Annotated in this window: 13 protein-coding genes; 8 read left to right on the top strand and 5 right to left on the bottom strand. The window is 69.8% G+C overall.

Going from position 1 to position 13353, the window contains the following annotated elements; genetic code table 11:
* The first annotated feature begins 576 nt into the window (after positions 1–576).
* Together QSK37_RS04440 and QSK37_RS04435 are read left to right on the top strand one after the other, a co-directional pair.
* Positions 577–1365 carry a ribonuclease HII gene (locus QSK37_RS04440; protein ID WP_285617692.1) on the top strand — a complete coding sequence of 263 codons (789 nt, stop codon included), beginning with the start codon at positions 577–579 and terminating at the stop codon, positions 1363–1365.
* A 27-nt stretch (positions 1366–1392) separates the two neighbouring features.
* Positions 1393–1704, top strand: a complete 312-nt coding sequence (locus QSK37_RS04435) for a DUF2469 domain-containing protein (RefSeq protein WP_285569062.1) — start codon at positions 1393–1395, stop codon at positions 1702–1704.
* 10 nt (positions 1705–1714) lie between these two features.
* Here the strand turns inward: QSK37_RS04435 and dprA are convergent, their stop codons facing one another.
* The 4 genes from dprA to QSK37_RS04415 all read right to left on the bottom strand — a co-directional run bounded on the left by dprA (position 1715) and on the right by QSK37_RS04415 (position 5771).
* Positions 1715–2860, bottom strand: a complete 1146-nt coding sequence (dprA, locus tag QSK37_RS04430) for a DNA-processing protein DprA (protein ID WP_285617690.1) — start codon at positions 2858–2860, stop codon at positions 1715–1717.
* A 420-nt stretch (positions 2861–3280) separates the two neighbouring features.
* Complete coding sequence (locus tag QSK37_RS04425) at positions 3281–4840, bottom strand: YifB family Mg chelatase-like AAA ATPase (protein WP_285617688.1); 1560 nt, start codon at positions 4838–4840, stop codon at positions 3281–3283.
* The gene (locus QSK37_RS04420) at positions 4841–5200 is read right to left on the bottom strand and encodes a YraN family protein (RefSeq protein ID WP_285569052.1); all 360 of its coding nucleotides are present in this window, start codon (positions 5198–5200) and stop codon (positions 4841–4843) included.
* A gap of 40 nt (positions 5201–5240) precedes the next feature.
* Positions 5241–5771 (bottom strand): murein hydrolase activator EnvC family protein, encoded by a 531-nt coding sequence (locus QSK37_RS04415; protein ID WP_285617687.1) that lies wholly within the window; start codon positions 5769–5771, stop codon positions 5241–5243.
* Between the two features lie 259 nt (positions 5772–6030).
* Here QSK37_RS04415 and rpsB point away from each other — a divergent pair, with 259 nt between their 5' ends.
* Genes rpsB through QSK37_RS04390 form a run of 5 tightly spaced genes read left to right on the top strand, consistent with a single transcriptional unit; the run spans position 6031 to position 10103 of the window.
* Positions 6031–6963: a 30S ribosomal protein S2 gene (rpsB, locus tag QSK37_RS04410; protein WP_285617686.1), complete on the top strand. Its 933-nt coding sequence runs from the start codon at positions 6031–6033 to the stop codon at positions 6961–6963.
* Positions 6964–7002: 39 nt separating this feature from the next.
* On the top strand, positions 7003–7839 hold the full coding sequence (gene tsf, locus QSK37_RS04405) for a translation elongation factor Ts (RefSeq protein ID WP_285569045.1): 837 nt from the start codon (positions 7003–7005) through the stop codon (positions 7837–7839).
* A 41-nt stretch (positions 7840–7880) separates the two neighbouring features.
* On the top strand, positions 7881–8648 hold the full coding sequence (gene pyrH, locus QSK37_RS04400; protein WP_285617684.1) for a UMP kinase: 768 nt from the start codon (positions 7881–7883) through the stop codon (positions 8646–8648).
* 16 nt (positions 8649–8664) lie between these two features.
* Positions 8665–9222 carry a ribosome recycling factor gene (frr, locus tag QSK37_RS04395; RefSeq protein WP_285569039.1) on the top strand — a complete coding sequence of 186 codons (558 nt, stop codon included), beginning with the start codon at positions 8665–8667 and terminating at the stop codon, positions 9220–9222.
* A 20-nt stretch (positions 9223–9242) separates the two neighbouring features.
* Positions 9243–10103, top strand: a complete 861-nt coding sequence (locus QSK37_RS04390; RefSeq protein WP_285617682.1) for a phosphatidate cytidylyltransferase — start codon at positions 9243–9245, stop codon at positions 10101–10103.
* A gap of 72 nt (positions 10104–10175) precedes the next feature.
* On the opposite strand, the gene QSK37_RS04385 is transcribed toward QSK37_RS04390, so the two are convergent.
* Positions 10176–11369: a suppressor of fused domain protein gene (locus tag QSK37_RS04385; protein ID WP_285617681.1), complete on the bottom strand. Its 1194-nt coding sequence runs from the start codon at positions 11367–11369 to the stop codon at positions 10176–10178.
* A gap of 640 nt (positions 11370–12009) precedes the next feature.
* Here QSK37_RS04385 and rlmN point away from each other — a divergent pair.
* Positions 12010–13134 (top strand): dual-specificity RNA methyltransferase RlmN, encoded by a 1125-nt coding sequence (rlmN, locus tag QSK37_RS04380; protein WP_285617680.1) that lies wholly within the window; start codon positions 12010–12012, stop codon positions 13132–13134.
* Positions 13135–13353: the final 219 nt, after the last annotated feature.

The raw sequence follows: 13353 nt of genomic DNA, 5'->3' as shown, positions 1-13353 counted from the left end.
CGCCGGACGCCGGGCGCGGGGTACCGGGACGCCGGACGCCGGGTGCTGGGCGCCGCTTCGCCGGGATGGACGATCGCGCGTCGGCCCGGCCGCGGCGTCCGTCCGGTCAGGCGTGCCGCAGCGGCTGCTCACCGCCCCTGCGTACCGCCGCGCGGCCGTGTGACGGCGGTCCGCGTCGAGCCGGCCTGCCAGGAAGCCGTCGGCGACACACTCGGCCACCGAATGCCGGCAGCCCCTGTACGGGGCATTCCCGAAGCCTTACCGCAGGCCCGACCGCATGCGTGGCTTGGCCGGTCCTGGTCTCTTTGTGGGGCGGAGAGTTGTTTTCCTCCCTTATGGGGCGGAAGTCAACGTCTGGTGGCTTTGATGCCCGCACTGCCGTTCAATCGAGGTGCGGCCGCGATCCGAACGACGGATCACTTCCTTCTGCGCCTTCCTGAAAAAGATATGCCAGGTCTTTCGGTCGCCGTGGGTGGGGCGATCAGCTCTTCTCACCTGCGCCATCTCGGTTTCGGACGTCCTTTCCCGCCGGTGTTCGAGCGCGGGCTCGGCCGTTGGCGACGTACCCTGCGTCATGTGCACATCGATGTCCGGGCTCACCGGCCCCGAGGTCTCACTCCCCGGCGCGACGCCGGGCTGTACGCCTACGAGCGGGTGCTCGAACGCGCCGGGCTCGGTCCCGTCGCAGGGGTCGACGAGGCGGGGCGGGGAGCGTGCGCGGGACCACTCGTCGTCGCCGCGGTCGTGCTGGCGCCGGGACGCCGCGGGCGGCTCGAAGGACTGGCGGACTCCAAGTTGCTCACCGCCGCCCGCCGGGAACGCCTCTACGTGGAGATCACCGAGACGGCCTCCGCCTGGTCCGCGCTGGTGATCCCTCAGGAGGAGATCGACCAGATCGGGCTGCACCGGTGCAACATCGCCGGCATGCGCAGGGCGCTGGCCGGCCTGACCATGGTGCCGGGTTACGTCCTCACCGACGGGTTCCGGGTACCCGGCCTGGTGGCGCCCGGCCTCCCGGTGCCCAAGGGCGACCGGGTGGCCGCCTGCGTCGCCGCCGCCTCGATCGTGGCGAAGGTGACACGAGACCGGATCATGATCGACCTGCACGAGCGCTATCCGGAGTACGGTTTCGCCGTACACAAGGGATATGTGACACGAGCGCACACGGCGGCGCTTCGAAAGCATGGTCCATGTCCTGAGCATCGGCGTTCTTTCATCAACGTGGCACGCGCGGCGAACGGGGAGATCGAAGAGACTTGCGTGGTCACGGGCTCGGCGGAGGAGGAGGATGCTCCGGTCACCGGGGAAACCGACTGGGACGCGTCAGAGTACGAACGCACCGCCGGCCGGGCGGATGTCGCCTGAGTCGGTAGTACGGGGAGGGGAACGGCCATGAGCGCAGAGGATCTCGAGAAATACGAGACCGAGATGGAGCTCCAGCTCTATCGGGAGTACCGCGACGTCGTCGGCCTGTTCGCGTACGTCGTGGAGACCGAGCGCCGCTTCTACCTGACCAACACGGTCGACCTGCAGGTGCGCAGCACGGACAACGGTGAGGTCTTCTTCGAGGTCACGATGCAGGACGCCTGGGTCTGGGACATGTACCGCCCTGCCCGCTTCGTCAAGAGCGTCCGCGTGGTCACCTTCAAGGACGTCAACGTCGAAGAGCTCGCCAAGAGCGACCTGGAGCTCCCCGAAGGCTGACATCTTCTCCTCATGGCCGGGATGAGTCACGGCGCAGCCTCCACCCTTTCGCGCAGCGTTCGACGAATCCGCCCGCGGCGAGCGCGCCGAGGCAGGTGAGCGCGGTGTCGAGGTCGACGCCGGCGGTCACCGCGATGCGAGCGGCGCCCGCTCCGCCCCGCGCCGGAAGCGCTTCGAGGACATCCCGCGCCGCCGGGCCGAGCTGATCACGGTCGAGCACCGGGCCTCGGCGTACCGGTGCGAGGTCATCGCCGATCAGCCCGACCCGGTCGAGTACGTCGGCGGTGTCAGTGACGCAGACGGCCTCCGCCCATTCGCGCAGGATCGTGTGGCAGCCGGCCGACGTCGGTGACGTGACCGGCCCGGGCACCACCATGACCGCACGCCCGAGGTCACGGGCATGGCGAGCCGTGCTGATGGCGCCGCTGCGCTGGGCCGCCTCGACCACCACCGTGCCACGGGTCAATGCCGCGATCACTCTGTTCCGGATCAGAAAACGCGGACGGGTCGGCGTCGCTCCAGGCGCGAGCTCGCTCACCAGCAGCCCGCTCTGGGCGATCTCCGCGAACAGCGCCGAATGCGAACTCGGGTAGGTCACATCCACTCCACAGGCGAACACCGCCACCGTGGTCCCGTCGCCGCTGAGCGCACCACGATGCGCCGCGGCATCGATCCCGTAGGCGCCGCCGCTGACCACGGTCCAGCCGTTGTCCGCCAGTTCGGCCGCCATCTCGGCGGCGACGTGCACTCCGTACGGCGATGCGGCACGGGCACCGACCAGCGCGACCGAACGCAGACAGCCGAACCGCAGATCCTGGTCCCCGAGGACCCACAGTGCGTACGGCCGGGCCGCCCCGAGATCGTCGAGCTGGGACGGCCACTCGGCGTCACCCGGGCAGAGCAGCCGCCCGCCCTGCTCTTCGCAGCCGGCCAGAAGGCGTTCGGGGTCGGCCTCGGACAGCCGGGCGCGCCAGGCGGGGAACCGCCGTCGGAGTTCGGTCTCGTCGTCGCCGTCGGGCGCTTCACCGGCCCGTATCGCCTCGATCGCGCCTTGGGCTCCTGCCAGGCCGACCAGGCGGCCTAAGCGTTCATCACCGGGCTCCGCCACAGCGGTCAACAACGCCCGCGCCAACCGCTCTTGGGCAGGGACGGTCATCAGAGCTCTCCTTCGTCTGGATGCTGAACGCGGCCGCCGGTCTCCGTGCCGCCGGCCAGCGTGCCGTCGGACGCTGCGCTGTCAGGCCCGGCTGTCGGCGACCGTGGTGGCGGGCGCCGTGCTGTCGGAGGCACCGCGCCGTCGGGCGCCGTGTCGTCGGACGCTGCGCTGTCAGGCCCGGCTGTCGGCCACCGTGGTGGCGGGCACCGTGCCGTCGGACGCTCGCCGCTGGGCACCGTGCCGTCGGACGCTCGCCGCTGGGCACCGTGCCGTCGGGCGTCGTGCCGCTTGGCCGTGGGGATGTCGTCGTCGGCCCGAGGGCGTACGTCGAGTGTGCGCAAGGGGCGGATGCTCGCCGGCGTCGGGTCATCGGGGGCCGTCGGGGGAGGGCCGGCTGGTCGATGGTGATGGTGGGTGGGGTCAAGTGCGGCCTTCCCAGAGGCCGAGGGCCTCGTTGACCTCGTCGGCGGTAGGGGTCTCCTTGCCGCGTAGATCGGTGAGGGTCCAGGCGACGCGGACCACTCGGTCGAGGCCTCTCGCGCTCAGGCGGCCGTCGGCCAACGGGCGGTCGAGGGCTGCGAGGGCGGCGTGCGGTGGGGCGAAGCGACGGCGTAGTTCGCGGCCGGGGATCTCCGCGTTCGTGCGCCAGGGGGTGTCGGCCAGGCGTCTTCTCGTGCGTTCCCGTGCCGTGAGCACCCGTTCGGCCACCACCTCGCTGGACTCGGCGAGAGTCAGGTCGTAGCGGAGTTCGGCTCTGGTCACCTCTTCCAGCTCGGACTTGAGGTCGACGCGGTCGAGCAGCGGCCCGGACATGCGCGCGAGGTAGCGCCGGCGTACGGAAGGGGCGCAGCTGCAGTCTCGGAACCTCGGAGCCGCGCAGGGGCACGGGTTCGCGGCCAGGAGCATCGTGAACCTGGCCGGGAAACGGGCCGTCGCGCCCGACCTGGCGATCACGACCTCGCCCCCTTCGAGGGGCTGCCGTAACGCGTCCAGGACGCCGCCGCCGAACTCCGGGCTCTCGTCCAGGAAGAGGATGCCCCGGTGCGCGAGCGAGGCGGCCCCCGGCCGGATCAGCCGCCCGGCGCCGCCGCCGACCAGGGCCGCTCGCGAAGCCGTGTGATGCGGTGCCTGGAACGGCGGCCTGGTGATCAGCGGCTGGTCCGCCGGAAGCGTGCCGGCGACCGAGTGGATCGCCGTCACCTCCAGCGCCGCGCCGTGGTCGAGGTCGGGCAGCAGCGTGGGGAGCCGTTCGGCCAGCATCGTCTTGCCGCAGCCCGGCGGGCCGGTGAAGCACACGTGGTGACCGCCCGCCGCGCTGATCTCCAGCACCTTGCGCCCCACCGGCTGCCCGCGGACGTCCGCGAGGTCGAGGTCGCCACGCCGGGCCTCGGCCCGTGACGCCAGCACGTCGGCCGGTGCGCGGCTCGTCAGGTCGGCGGCCTCGTCCTCGGGCTCTTCGGGCGGTGGCAGGTCGCGCAGCAGCGCCAGCAGGGCACGGAGCGAGCCCACGCCGACCACCTTCACGTCCGGCACGAGCGATGCCTCCGAGACGTTGCCCTTCGCCACGATCACCGTCTCGGCTCCGCTCTCGGCCGCGGTCAGGACCGCCGGCAACACGCCGGACACGGGCCGGATGCGGCCGTCGAGACCCAACTCGCCGATCATCACGAGGCCCGCGCAGGCCTCGATGGGCACGGCTTCGTTCGCGCCGAGCACCGCTACGGAGATGGCCAGGTCGAACCCGCTGCCGCGCTTGGGCATGCTGGCCGGGAAAAGACTCACGGTGACGTGACGGTTGGGCCACGTCTCCCCACTGTTGAAGATGGCCGCCCGTACGCGGTCGCGCGCCTCGCTGAGCGCGGTGTCCGGGAGGCCGACCAGATGCAGGCCGGGCACGCCGTTGGTGATGGCGGCCTCGACGTCGACGATCTGGCCGTCCACCCCGAGGAGGGCGACGGCTCTGGTGCGGGCGAGCGCCATTCAGCACACCGCCTTGAGATGGTCGACGTCGAACCGCCCGGGCCCGGCGCGTAAGAGCCCGATCACATCGATGCGGACGGCGGCGGCCTGGCTGATGCCGTGCGACGCCAGCCACCGCATCGCGAGCCGTCGCAACCGCTCCGCCTTGGCCGGCGTGATCGCCTCCAGCGGAGTGCCGTACGCCGCCCGTGAGCGCGTCTTCACCTCGCAGACCACCAGGCCGGATCCGTCATGGGCCACGATGTCGAGCTCGCCCTCCGGGCATCGCCAGTTGCGCTCGATGATCGTCCAGCCGAGCCCCATCAGATGCCGGACGGCGGCGTCCTCTCCGAGCCGTCCGAGCACGTCCTTCGCGCGCATGTCCTCACCTCCGACCATCGAAACTGCCGGAAGATCACGCTCAGTGGTAGAGGGTGTACGGACTGTGGATAACTCGGCGTTCAGGCTCGTCGTCCCACCAGGGCAGAAGGCGTACGGGGGATCGGCCCACGAGGATCAGCGGGTCCAGATACGAGAGCCCCCGCCGAAGCCCCCAGTGCAGGCACGCGACCTGACCGCAGTGGCCGAGCGCGCCCTCCACCACGCCGATGCGCGTCCCCGCCGTCACCGCACGTCCAGGCCGCACCGTCGCACGTACGGGCAGGTAAGTCGTGCGCAAGCCGCCGTGGATCACGGTGACCACCCCTCGCCCCGCCAGGTCTCGTGCGTAACCCACCCGGCCGGGCCCGGCCGCGTACACCGCCTGTCCCGGGCGGGCCGCCAGGTCGACGCCCCGGTGACCGGGCTCCCACGGGTGCGCCGGAGGATCGTACGGCCGTAGGACCTCGGGCGCCGGGCGCAGCGGCCACCGCCACGTCGTCCCGCCGGCGTCATCGGCGGGACCGGAGGGCAGCAGCGTCGTGATCACCAGTAGCAATCCGCTCCACGTCATGCCGCCACAGCCTGCGTTCGCCCGGCGTCCGCCACCAGAGCCTCCGCTCCGATGTGGATAACTCCCGCTGATTCCACGCCAGGGGCGCACCGCCGGTACACTGACTGAACGGTCGCATGACCGAATTCGCGCGCCCGCCGGCCATCGGCGAACGGTGGGGCGGCCCTCTCGGTCCGTGACGGCAGTCACGGCAGGGGCACGCACGGGCGCAAGACAACCGAGACCGGCCCGAAAAGGGCCAGACAGGAGCGGAACGGGCATGGCACCCGTCGTTACGATGAAGCAGCTGCTCGAGAGCGGCGTGCACTTCGGGCATCAGACCCGGCGCTGGAACCCGAAGATGAAGCGTTTCATCTTCACCGAGCGCAACGGCATCTACATCATCGACCTGCAGCAGTCGCTGTCCTACATCGACCGCGCCTACGACTTCATCAAGGAGACGGTCGCGCACGGCGGCACGATCCTGTTCGTCGGCACCAAGAAGCAGGCGCAGGAGTCGATCTCCGAGCAGGCGCAGCGCGTCGGCATGCCCTTCGTCAACCAGCGCTGGCTGGGCGGCATGCTCACCAACTTCTCGACCGTCCACAAGCGCCTGACGCGCCTGAAGGAGCTCGAGGAGCTCGACTACGACGACGTCGCGGGTTCGGGTCTGACCAAGAAAGAGCTCCTCATGCGCAAGCGTGAGAAGGACAAGCTCGAGCGCACTCTCGGCGGCATCCGGGACATGGCGCGTGTGCCCAGCGCGGTGTGGATCTGTGACACCAAGAAGGAGCACATCGCCGTCAACGAGGCGCGCAAGCTCGGCATCCCGGTCGTCGCGATCCTCGACACCAACTGCGACCCGGACGAGGTCGACTACCCGATCCCGGGTAACGACGACGCCATCCGCAGCGTCAGCCTGCTCACCCGCGTGGTCGCCGACGCCGTCGCCGACGGTCTGATCGCCCGTGCGGGCGCCTCCGCCTCCGGCGACGAGAAGCCGGCCTCCGTGGGAGCCGAGGAGCCCCTGCCGGAGTGGGAGCGCGAGCTGCTGGAGAAGAAGGCCGAGGCCGACGCGGCCGAAGCCCAGGCCCCGGCCCCGGCCGAAGCCCAGGCCCCGGCTGAGACCCCGGCCGAAGCCCAGGCTCCGGCCGAGGCTCCCGCTGAGGCGCAGGCTGAGACGGCGGAAGCGCAGCCCGCCCAGGAAGCCTGACGGCCGGCCGACAACCGAAGACGAAAGAGACAGACCACAATGGCGAACTTCACCGCCGCCGACGTCAAGCGGCTACGTGAGCTCACCGGCTCCGGCATGATGGCGTGTAAGAACGCCCTCACCGAGGCGGAGGGCGACTTCGACAAGGCCGTCGAGCTCCTGCGTCTCAAGGGCGCCAAGGACGTCGGCAAGCGCGCCGAGCGCACCGCCGGCAACGGCCTGGTCGCCCAGCACTTCAAGGGCGACAACGACGGCACGCTGATCGAGCTCAACTGCGAGACCGACTTCGTCGCGAAGAACGAGCAGTTCATCGCGCTGGCCGACCAGATCGCCGCGTTCGTCGCGAACACCGACGCGGCGGACGTGCCGGCGCTGCTCGGCGCGGAGATCGAGCCGGGCATCACCGTTCAGCAGCTGATCGACAACAACAGCGCCAAGATCGGTGAGAAGCTCGAGCTGCGCCGCTTCGCCCACTTCACGGGCGGCTACGTGGCCAGCTACCTCCACAAGTCCGACCCGTCCCTGCCGCCGACCACCGGCGTGCTGGTCGAGCTGGACACCGAGAACGCCGAGGTCGCCAAGGACATCGCGCAGCAGATCGCCGCGATGTCGCCGAAGTACCTCAGCAACGACGACGTTCCCGAGGACGTCGTCGCCAAGGAGCGGGCCCTCGCGGAGCAGATCACGCGTGAGGAGGGCAAGCCCGAGCAGGCGATTCCGAAGATCGTCGAGGGACGCGTACGGTCCTACTTCAAGGACTTCGTCCTTCTCGAGCAGCCCTTCGTGAAGGACCCCAAGAAGACGATCGCTAAGGTCCTCCAGGAGTCCGGCGTGAGCGTCAAGCGCTTTGCCCGGTTCAAGGTCGGACAGGCCTGAGGGTCGCCGAAGACAGAACGAGAGACGAGGGAGCCGCCGCCGTGCAGGAGAAAGAACCGACCGACACGACGGCGGCTCCGTCGTCCCAGTCCCACGGCTGGAAACGTGTCCTTCTGAAGCTGTCCGGCGAGGCGTTCGCCGGCGGTGAGGGGCTCGGCATCGACCCGGCGATCGTGCAGCACATCGCCAAGGCGATCGCCGAGGTCACGCGCGAAGGGGTCCAGGTCGCCGTCGTCTGCGGCGGCGGGAACATGTTCCGCGGCGCGCAGATGTCGGCCCGCGGCATGGACCGCGCCCGTGGCGACTACATGGGCATGCTCGGCACCGTGATCAACTGCCTGGCTCTGCAGGATTTCCTGGAGAAGCTCGAGGTCGAGACGCGGGTGCAGACCGCGATCACCATGGGCCAGGTGGCCGAGCCGTACATCCCGCGGCGCGCCATCCGCCACCTCGAGAAGGGCCGCGTGGTCATCTTCGGAGCGGGGATCGGCCAGCCGTTCTTCTCCACCGACACCGCCGCCGCCCAGCGGGCCCTGGAGATCTCCGCCGACGCGGTGCTCAAGGGCACGCAGGTCGACGGCGTGTACGACGCCGACCCGAAGAAGAACCCGGACGCCTTCCGGTTCGACCGGCTGGAGTACGGCGAGGTGCTGCAGCGCGGGCTCAAGGTCATGGACGCCACCGCGATCAGCCTGTGCATGGACAACGGCCTGCCTATTGTGGTCTTCGACCTGATGGGACAAGGCAACATCGTGCGTGCCGTACGTGGTGAAAAGATCGGCACATTGGTATGTCCGGCGGACAGTTGAAATACAGGAGCCTAAGGTGATCGACGAAATCCTCCTCGAGGCCGAGGAGAAGATGGACAAGGCCGTCACGGTCGCCAAGGAAGACTTCACCAGTATCCGTACCGGCCGGGTCACGCCCGCGATGTTCAACAAGATCACCGCGGAGTACTACGGGACGCAGACGCCCATCAACCAGCTGGCGTCGTTCCAGCTTCCCGAGCCGCGCATGGTCATCGTCCAGCCGTACGACGCCTCGTCGATGAACGCGATCGAGAAGGCCATCCGCGAGAGCGACCTGGGTGTCAACCCGGGCAACGACGGGAAGATCATCCGTGTGGTCTTCCCCGAGCTATCGGAGGAGCGCCGCAAGGAGTTCATCAAGGTGGCCGGGCACAAGGCGGAGGAGGCGCGGGTCTCGATCCGCAACATCCGCCGTCACGCCAAGGACGCCTTGGACAAACTCGCCAAGGCCGGTGACGCGGGCGAGGACGAGGTGCACCGCGCGGAGAAGGATCTCGACGACTTCACGCACAAGCACGTCGCCAAGATCGACGAGTTGCTCGAGCACAAGAAGGCCGAGCTGCTCGAGGTCTAGTGGGACTCGAACAAGCCCCCATGCCGGCACCGGAGATCCCGGAGGAGCAGGCGGACACGGGCAAGAAGAAGCGCGGATCCAGCCGTAACCTCCCCATCGCCGTCGCGGTCGGTGTGGGGCTGGGCGCCGTGGTGCTGCTGTCGCTCTACACGATCAAAGAGATCTTCCTCGGCGTCGTCGTCGTCTTCCTGGGCGTCGCCGTCTGGGAGTTCATCCGGGCGTTCGCCTCGCGTGGCATCCGGATCCCGTGGGTGCCGGTCATGGTCGGCGGGCTCGCGACGCTGCTCTGCACCTACTTCTGGGGTACGACCGCGCTGGTCGCGGGCTTCGGCCTGACCGCCCTCGCCGTCCTGCTCTGGCGGCTGCCCCAGGGCCAGGACGGCTACGTCCGTGACGCGACGGCGGGTGTCTTCGCCACGGCGTACATCTGGTTCCTCGCCGGGTTCGTCGTGCTCCTGCTGGCCGCTCCGGACGGCGCCGACCGCGTACTGATCTTCATCGCGGTCACGGTCGCCAGCGACATCGGCGGATTTTTCGCCGGTTCCTTCCTCGGCAACCACAAGCTGGCCCCCACGATCAGCCCGAAGAAGACGTGGGAGGGCGTCAGTGGCTCGGCGCTGACCTGCATGGTCGTCGGAGGGTTCCTGCTGCCGTGGCTGCTGCACGGCCACTGGTGGCAGGGCGTCATCGTCGGCGTGGCCGCGGTCTTCTCGGCGACTCTCGGCGACCTGATCGAGTCGGTGATCAAGCGGGACCTGGGGATCAAGGACATGGGCAGCCTCCTGCCCGAACACGGAGGAGTCATGGACCGCCTCGACTCCCTGCTGGCCACCGTTCCGGTGGTCTGGCTGCTGTTCCAGGTGTTCGTGCCGCCCGCGTAGACCTGTGACGCCGGGCGGCCGATCGGTGCCGCCCGGCGTGTCGTACGGGCCGGGCGGCGGCCCGCGGTTCGGCTATTCGCCCACGATCCAGCTGCGGCCCTGGCGGGCGAGGCGTTCGATGAGGGCGTCCGGACCCTCCTGCTTGCCGTACTGCCGCTCCGCCTCGGTGATCGGGACGATCCACAGCCACTGCACCGGGTCGCCGCCGAATGAGAACGCCGTCAGGTCGGGAGCGTTCGGCCCTTCGAGACGGTTCGGATTGTCGAGCAGGAGGACGCCCTCCCACTTCGGGCCGAGCGGGAATGTCCGAGCCTCGTGATACCACTTCACGTTGTCGCCCGGCGCGAAGGAGGTGACGGCCTGCCATGGATACTGCGCCAGCCACGGGAAGACCCGTCCCGCCTGCACGCTGGGCAGCGTCGTGGCGACCGCGAGTTCGATACGGGCGTGTTCGCCCACATTGTCCTCGTAGAGCTCGACCGTGGGCATCCGCTGGCAGCTCATGCCGACGGTCGACAGCACGTTGTACGACCGGTCGCCGCGCGCCGGGCGCTCGGAGACGCCCACGACCGGCTCGCGCCGTGGCGGCGTGGTGGTCGCCGGAGTGGCGGGTACGGCGGGCCGTGGCGCGGGTGTGGCGGGCTGCGACCCGTTCTCCGTACGGCTCGGCTGGCGGCCGATGTCATGCCAGTAGTAGCCGCCCGGTCCGAGGCGGCTCAGGAGATGGCCGAGCAGTGACTGCTGGAAGGCCTCCCAGGCGCCCGATCCACGCCGCCAGCTCCAGAACGCCTCGGCCTGCAGTATCCGCGGACCGAGCTCGTCGATCTCATCGTCCAGCGCGAACGCGAACGGGCTCCGGCCGATCGCCTCCCGCGCGTATCCGGGGATGCCGCGGTCAATGTCGGACCAGCCGGGGATGACGCACAGCGGCTGCCCGGCCTCCATCAGCGCGACCCCGTCACCCTCCTCGAACCACACGACCTCCAGCGTCCGGGGGTCGAGCGGCGGCCGCCCCTTGGGGTGTTTCGTACGGCCGCTGGGCAGCGCGGGCACCAGGCCGGCGTTGAGCCGCGCCAGATCCGCGTGGTACGGCGCCTCCTGGTGATTGGCGACCCAACTGGCCGCGACGGTCCCCCCGTCACTGGTGCGCAGGTACGCCGCCGTGGCGACCTGGTCGTACTCAACGTCGAGGACACGGCTTCCGTAGGGACTCGTGTCACTGAGCAGGACCCGCGCCTCCCGCGGCGTTCTACGCAATACCGGCATAGGAAGGGACTGTAGTGATTCCGGAGCCCGAGCGGAGCCACGACCTGCCGACAGAACACCCTCTTGTCCAAACCGGCCCCTGAGACGCACATGCCGGCCCGAATTCGTGCCGGTCCGGGGGTTCCTGATTGGGACGCGCCGGTTCGGCACCACGCCTGTTCGGGTCCATTCGGGGCCTGACTGGTTGTGCCGGTTGAAGGCTCTGCCTGGTCGGGTCCATGCCTGCGTTGGCCGGGCCTGCGCCTGGACGGTCCGCGCCTGGTCGGGCCTGCCCCTGGCTGGGCGGTCCGAGCCTGGTCGGGACTGCCCCTGGTCGGGGACTGCGCCCGCCTGGTCGGATCCGCGCCTGCCCGTCGGGTCTGCGTCGGGGCGTGGCAGCGTCTGGGTGGGTCCGCGCCGGTTTGAGCCGGCGTCTCTTCGAGTCCGGCCGGGTGTGCGCCTGTTCGGGGTGTGCGTCGACTCCGGACATGTGCAGGTTCGGGCTTGTTTCGCGGCTGTCGGAGGCTGCCGGTCGCTTCCTCGCGGGGCGGGTGTCGGTGCTGGTGACACCGTTTCAGGCGGGGCCGTGCCGGGCGGAGGTGCCGCCGGTGACTGACGTGCGGTCAAAGCTCTCCCGGGCGTCTGCCACACTGGTACGAACATGTCCGCTCAGCTCACCTTCGCCGCTCCGCGGCGGGCCAAGCCGCCCCGGCATCTCGCAGACCTGTCCCCGGACGAGCGCCGGGAGGCCGTCGCGGCACTCGATGAGAAGCCGTTCCGTGCCGACCAACTGTCCCGGCACTATTTCGGCCGGCTGGTCGACGATCCGGCTGACATGACCGACCTGCCGGCCGCGGTTCGGGACCGTCTCGTCGCCGAGCTGATGCCGTCCCTGCTCACCGCGGTGCGTGATCAGGTCTGCGACGAGGGCATGACCCGTAAGACGCTGTGGAAGGCGTTCGACGGCACGTTGATCGAGTCGGTGCTGATGCGGTACCCCGACCGCGTGACGATGTGCGTGTCCTCGCAGGCGGGCTGCGGTATGAACTGTCCGTTCTGCGCGACCGGACAGGCGGGGCTCACCCGTAACCTGTCGACGGCCGAGATCGTCGAGCAGGTGGTCGCCGGCGCCCGTGCGCTGGCCCGAGGCCAGATTCCCGGCGGCGCCGGACGGGTCAGCAACATCGTCTTCATGGGGATGGGCGAGCCGCTCGCGTCGTTCAACAACGTGGTCCGGGCGATTCATCGGTTCAGCGACCCCAGCCCGGCCGGGCTCGGCATCTCCCAGCGCAACATCACCGTCTCGACGGTCGGTCTCGTCCCCGCGATCGGGCGGCTCACCGACCTCGACCTGAAGGTGCGCCTCGCGGTGTCGCTGCACGCACCCGACGACGAACTGAGGGACGAGCTCGTCCCCATCAACACGCGCTGGAAGGTCGCCGAGGTCCTCGACGCCGCCTGGGCGTACGCCGACCGCACCCGGCGGCGCGTCTCCATCGAGTACGCCCTCATCCGCGACATCAACGACCAGGCCTGGCGCGCCGACCTGCTGGGGCGGCTCATCAAGGGCCATCCCGTGCACGTCAACCTGATCCCGCTCAACCCGACGCCCGGCTCGAAGTGGACCGCCTCACGGCCCACCGTCCAGACCGAGTTCGTCCGGCATCTGGAGGCACACGGCGTGCCGGTCACCGTACGCGACACGCGTGGCCAGGAGATCGACGGAGCCTGCGGTCAGCTCGCGGCGATGCCTCAGGAAGCCCCGCTGCGGTCCCAGCAGGGATAGGGCACAAGCCACTCCGGTGCCCCGGCACCGGTCCTCGGCGAGGCGGGCCCCGAGAGAGCCGATCGTCTGCCGCAGGCGAGCGTCCGAGGAGGTCGATCCCCGCGCTTCGAACGTGATTCGAGAAGGCCGATCTCGTACTCGGTAGGAGGACGATTCCTGCGCTGCAGGTGGGGCTGGCGGAGGCTGATCCCGTACCTCGGGCGGGTTCGAGCAGGCAGA

This window comes from Actinoallomurus iriomotensis (assembly GCF_030269445.1).
In the GTDB taxonomy this organism is placed as follows: domain Bacteria; phylum Actinomycetota; class Actinomycetes; order Streptosporangiales; family Streptosporangiaceae; genus Actinoallomurus; species Actinoallomurus iriomotensis.
Note: the sequence above shows the minus strand (reverse complement) of the source record. Positions and strands in the feature narration are given on the sequence as shown.

Excerpts from the sequence above, each read along its gene's own strand:
- dprA (WP_285617690.1), bottom strand. The coding sequence starts at position 2,860 with ATGACCGTCCCTGCCCAAGAGCGGTTGGCGCGGGCGTTGTTGACCGCT.
- tsf (WP_285569045.1), top strand. The coding sequence starts at position 7,003 with ATGGCGAACTTCACCGCCGCCGACGTCAAGCGGCTACGTGAGCTCACC.
- QSK37_RS04425 (WP_285617688.1), bottom strand. The coding sequence starts at position 4,840 with ATGGCGCTCGCCCGCACCAGAGCCGTCGCCCTCCTCGGGGTGGACGGC.
- QSK37_RS04420 (WP_285569052.1), bottom strand. The coding sequence starts at position 5,200 with ATGCGCGCGAAGGACGTGCTCGGACGGCTCGGAGAGGACGCCGCCGTC.
- rpsB (WP_285617686.1), top strand. The coding sequence starts at position 6,031 with ATGGCACCCGTCGTTACGATGAAGCAGCTGCTCGAGAGCGGCGTGCAC.
- QSK37_RS04385 (WP_285617681.1), bottom strand. The coding sequence starts at position 11,369 with ATGCCGGTATTGCGTAGAACGCCGCGGGAGGCGCGGGTCCTGCTCAGT.
- QSK37_RS04415 (WP_285617687.1), bottom strand. The coding sequence starts at position 5,771 with ATGACGTGGAGCGGATTGCTACTGGTGATCACGACGCTGCTGCCCTCC.
- rlmN (WP_285617680.1), top strand. The coding sequence starts at position 12,010 with ATGTCCGCTCAGCTCACCTTCGCCGCTCCGCGGCGGGCCAAGCCGCCC.
- QSK37_RS04435 (WP_285569062.1), top strand. The coding sequence starts at position 1,393 with ATGAGCGCAGAGGATCTCGAGAAATACGAGACCGAGATGGAGCTCCAG.
- QSK37_RS04390 (WP_285617682.1), top strand. The coding sequence starts at position 9,243 with ATGCCGGCACCGGAGATCCCGGAGGAGCAGGCGGACACGGGCAAGAAG.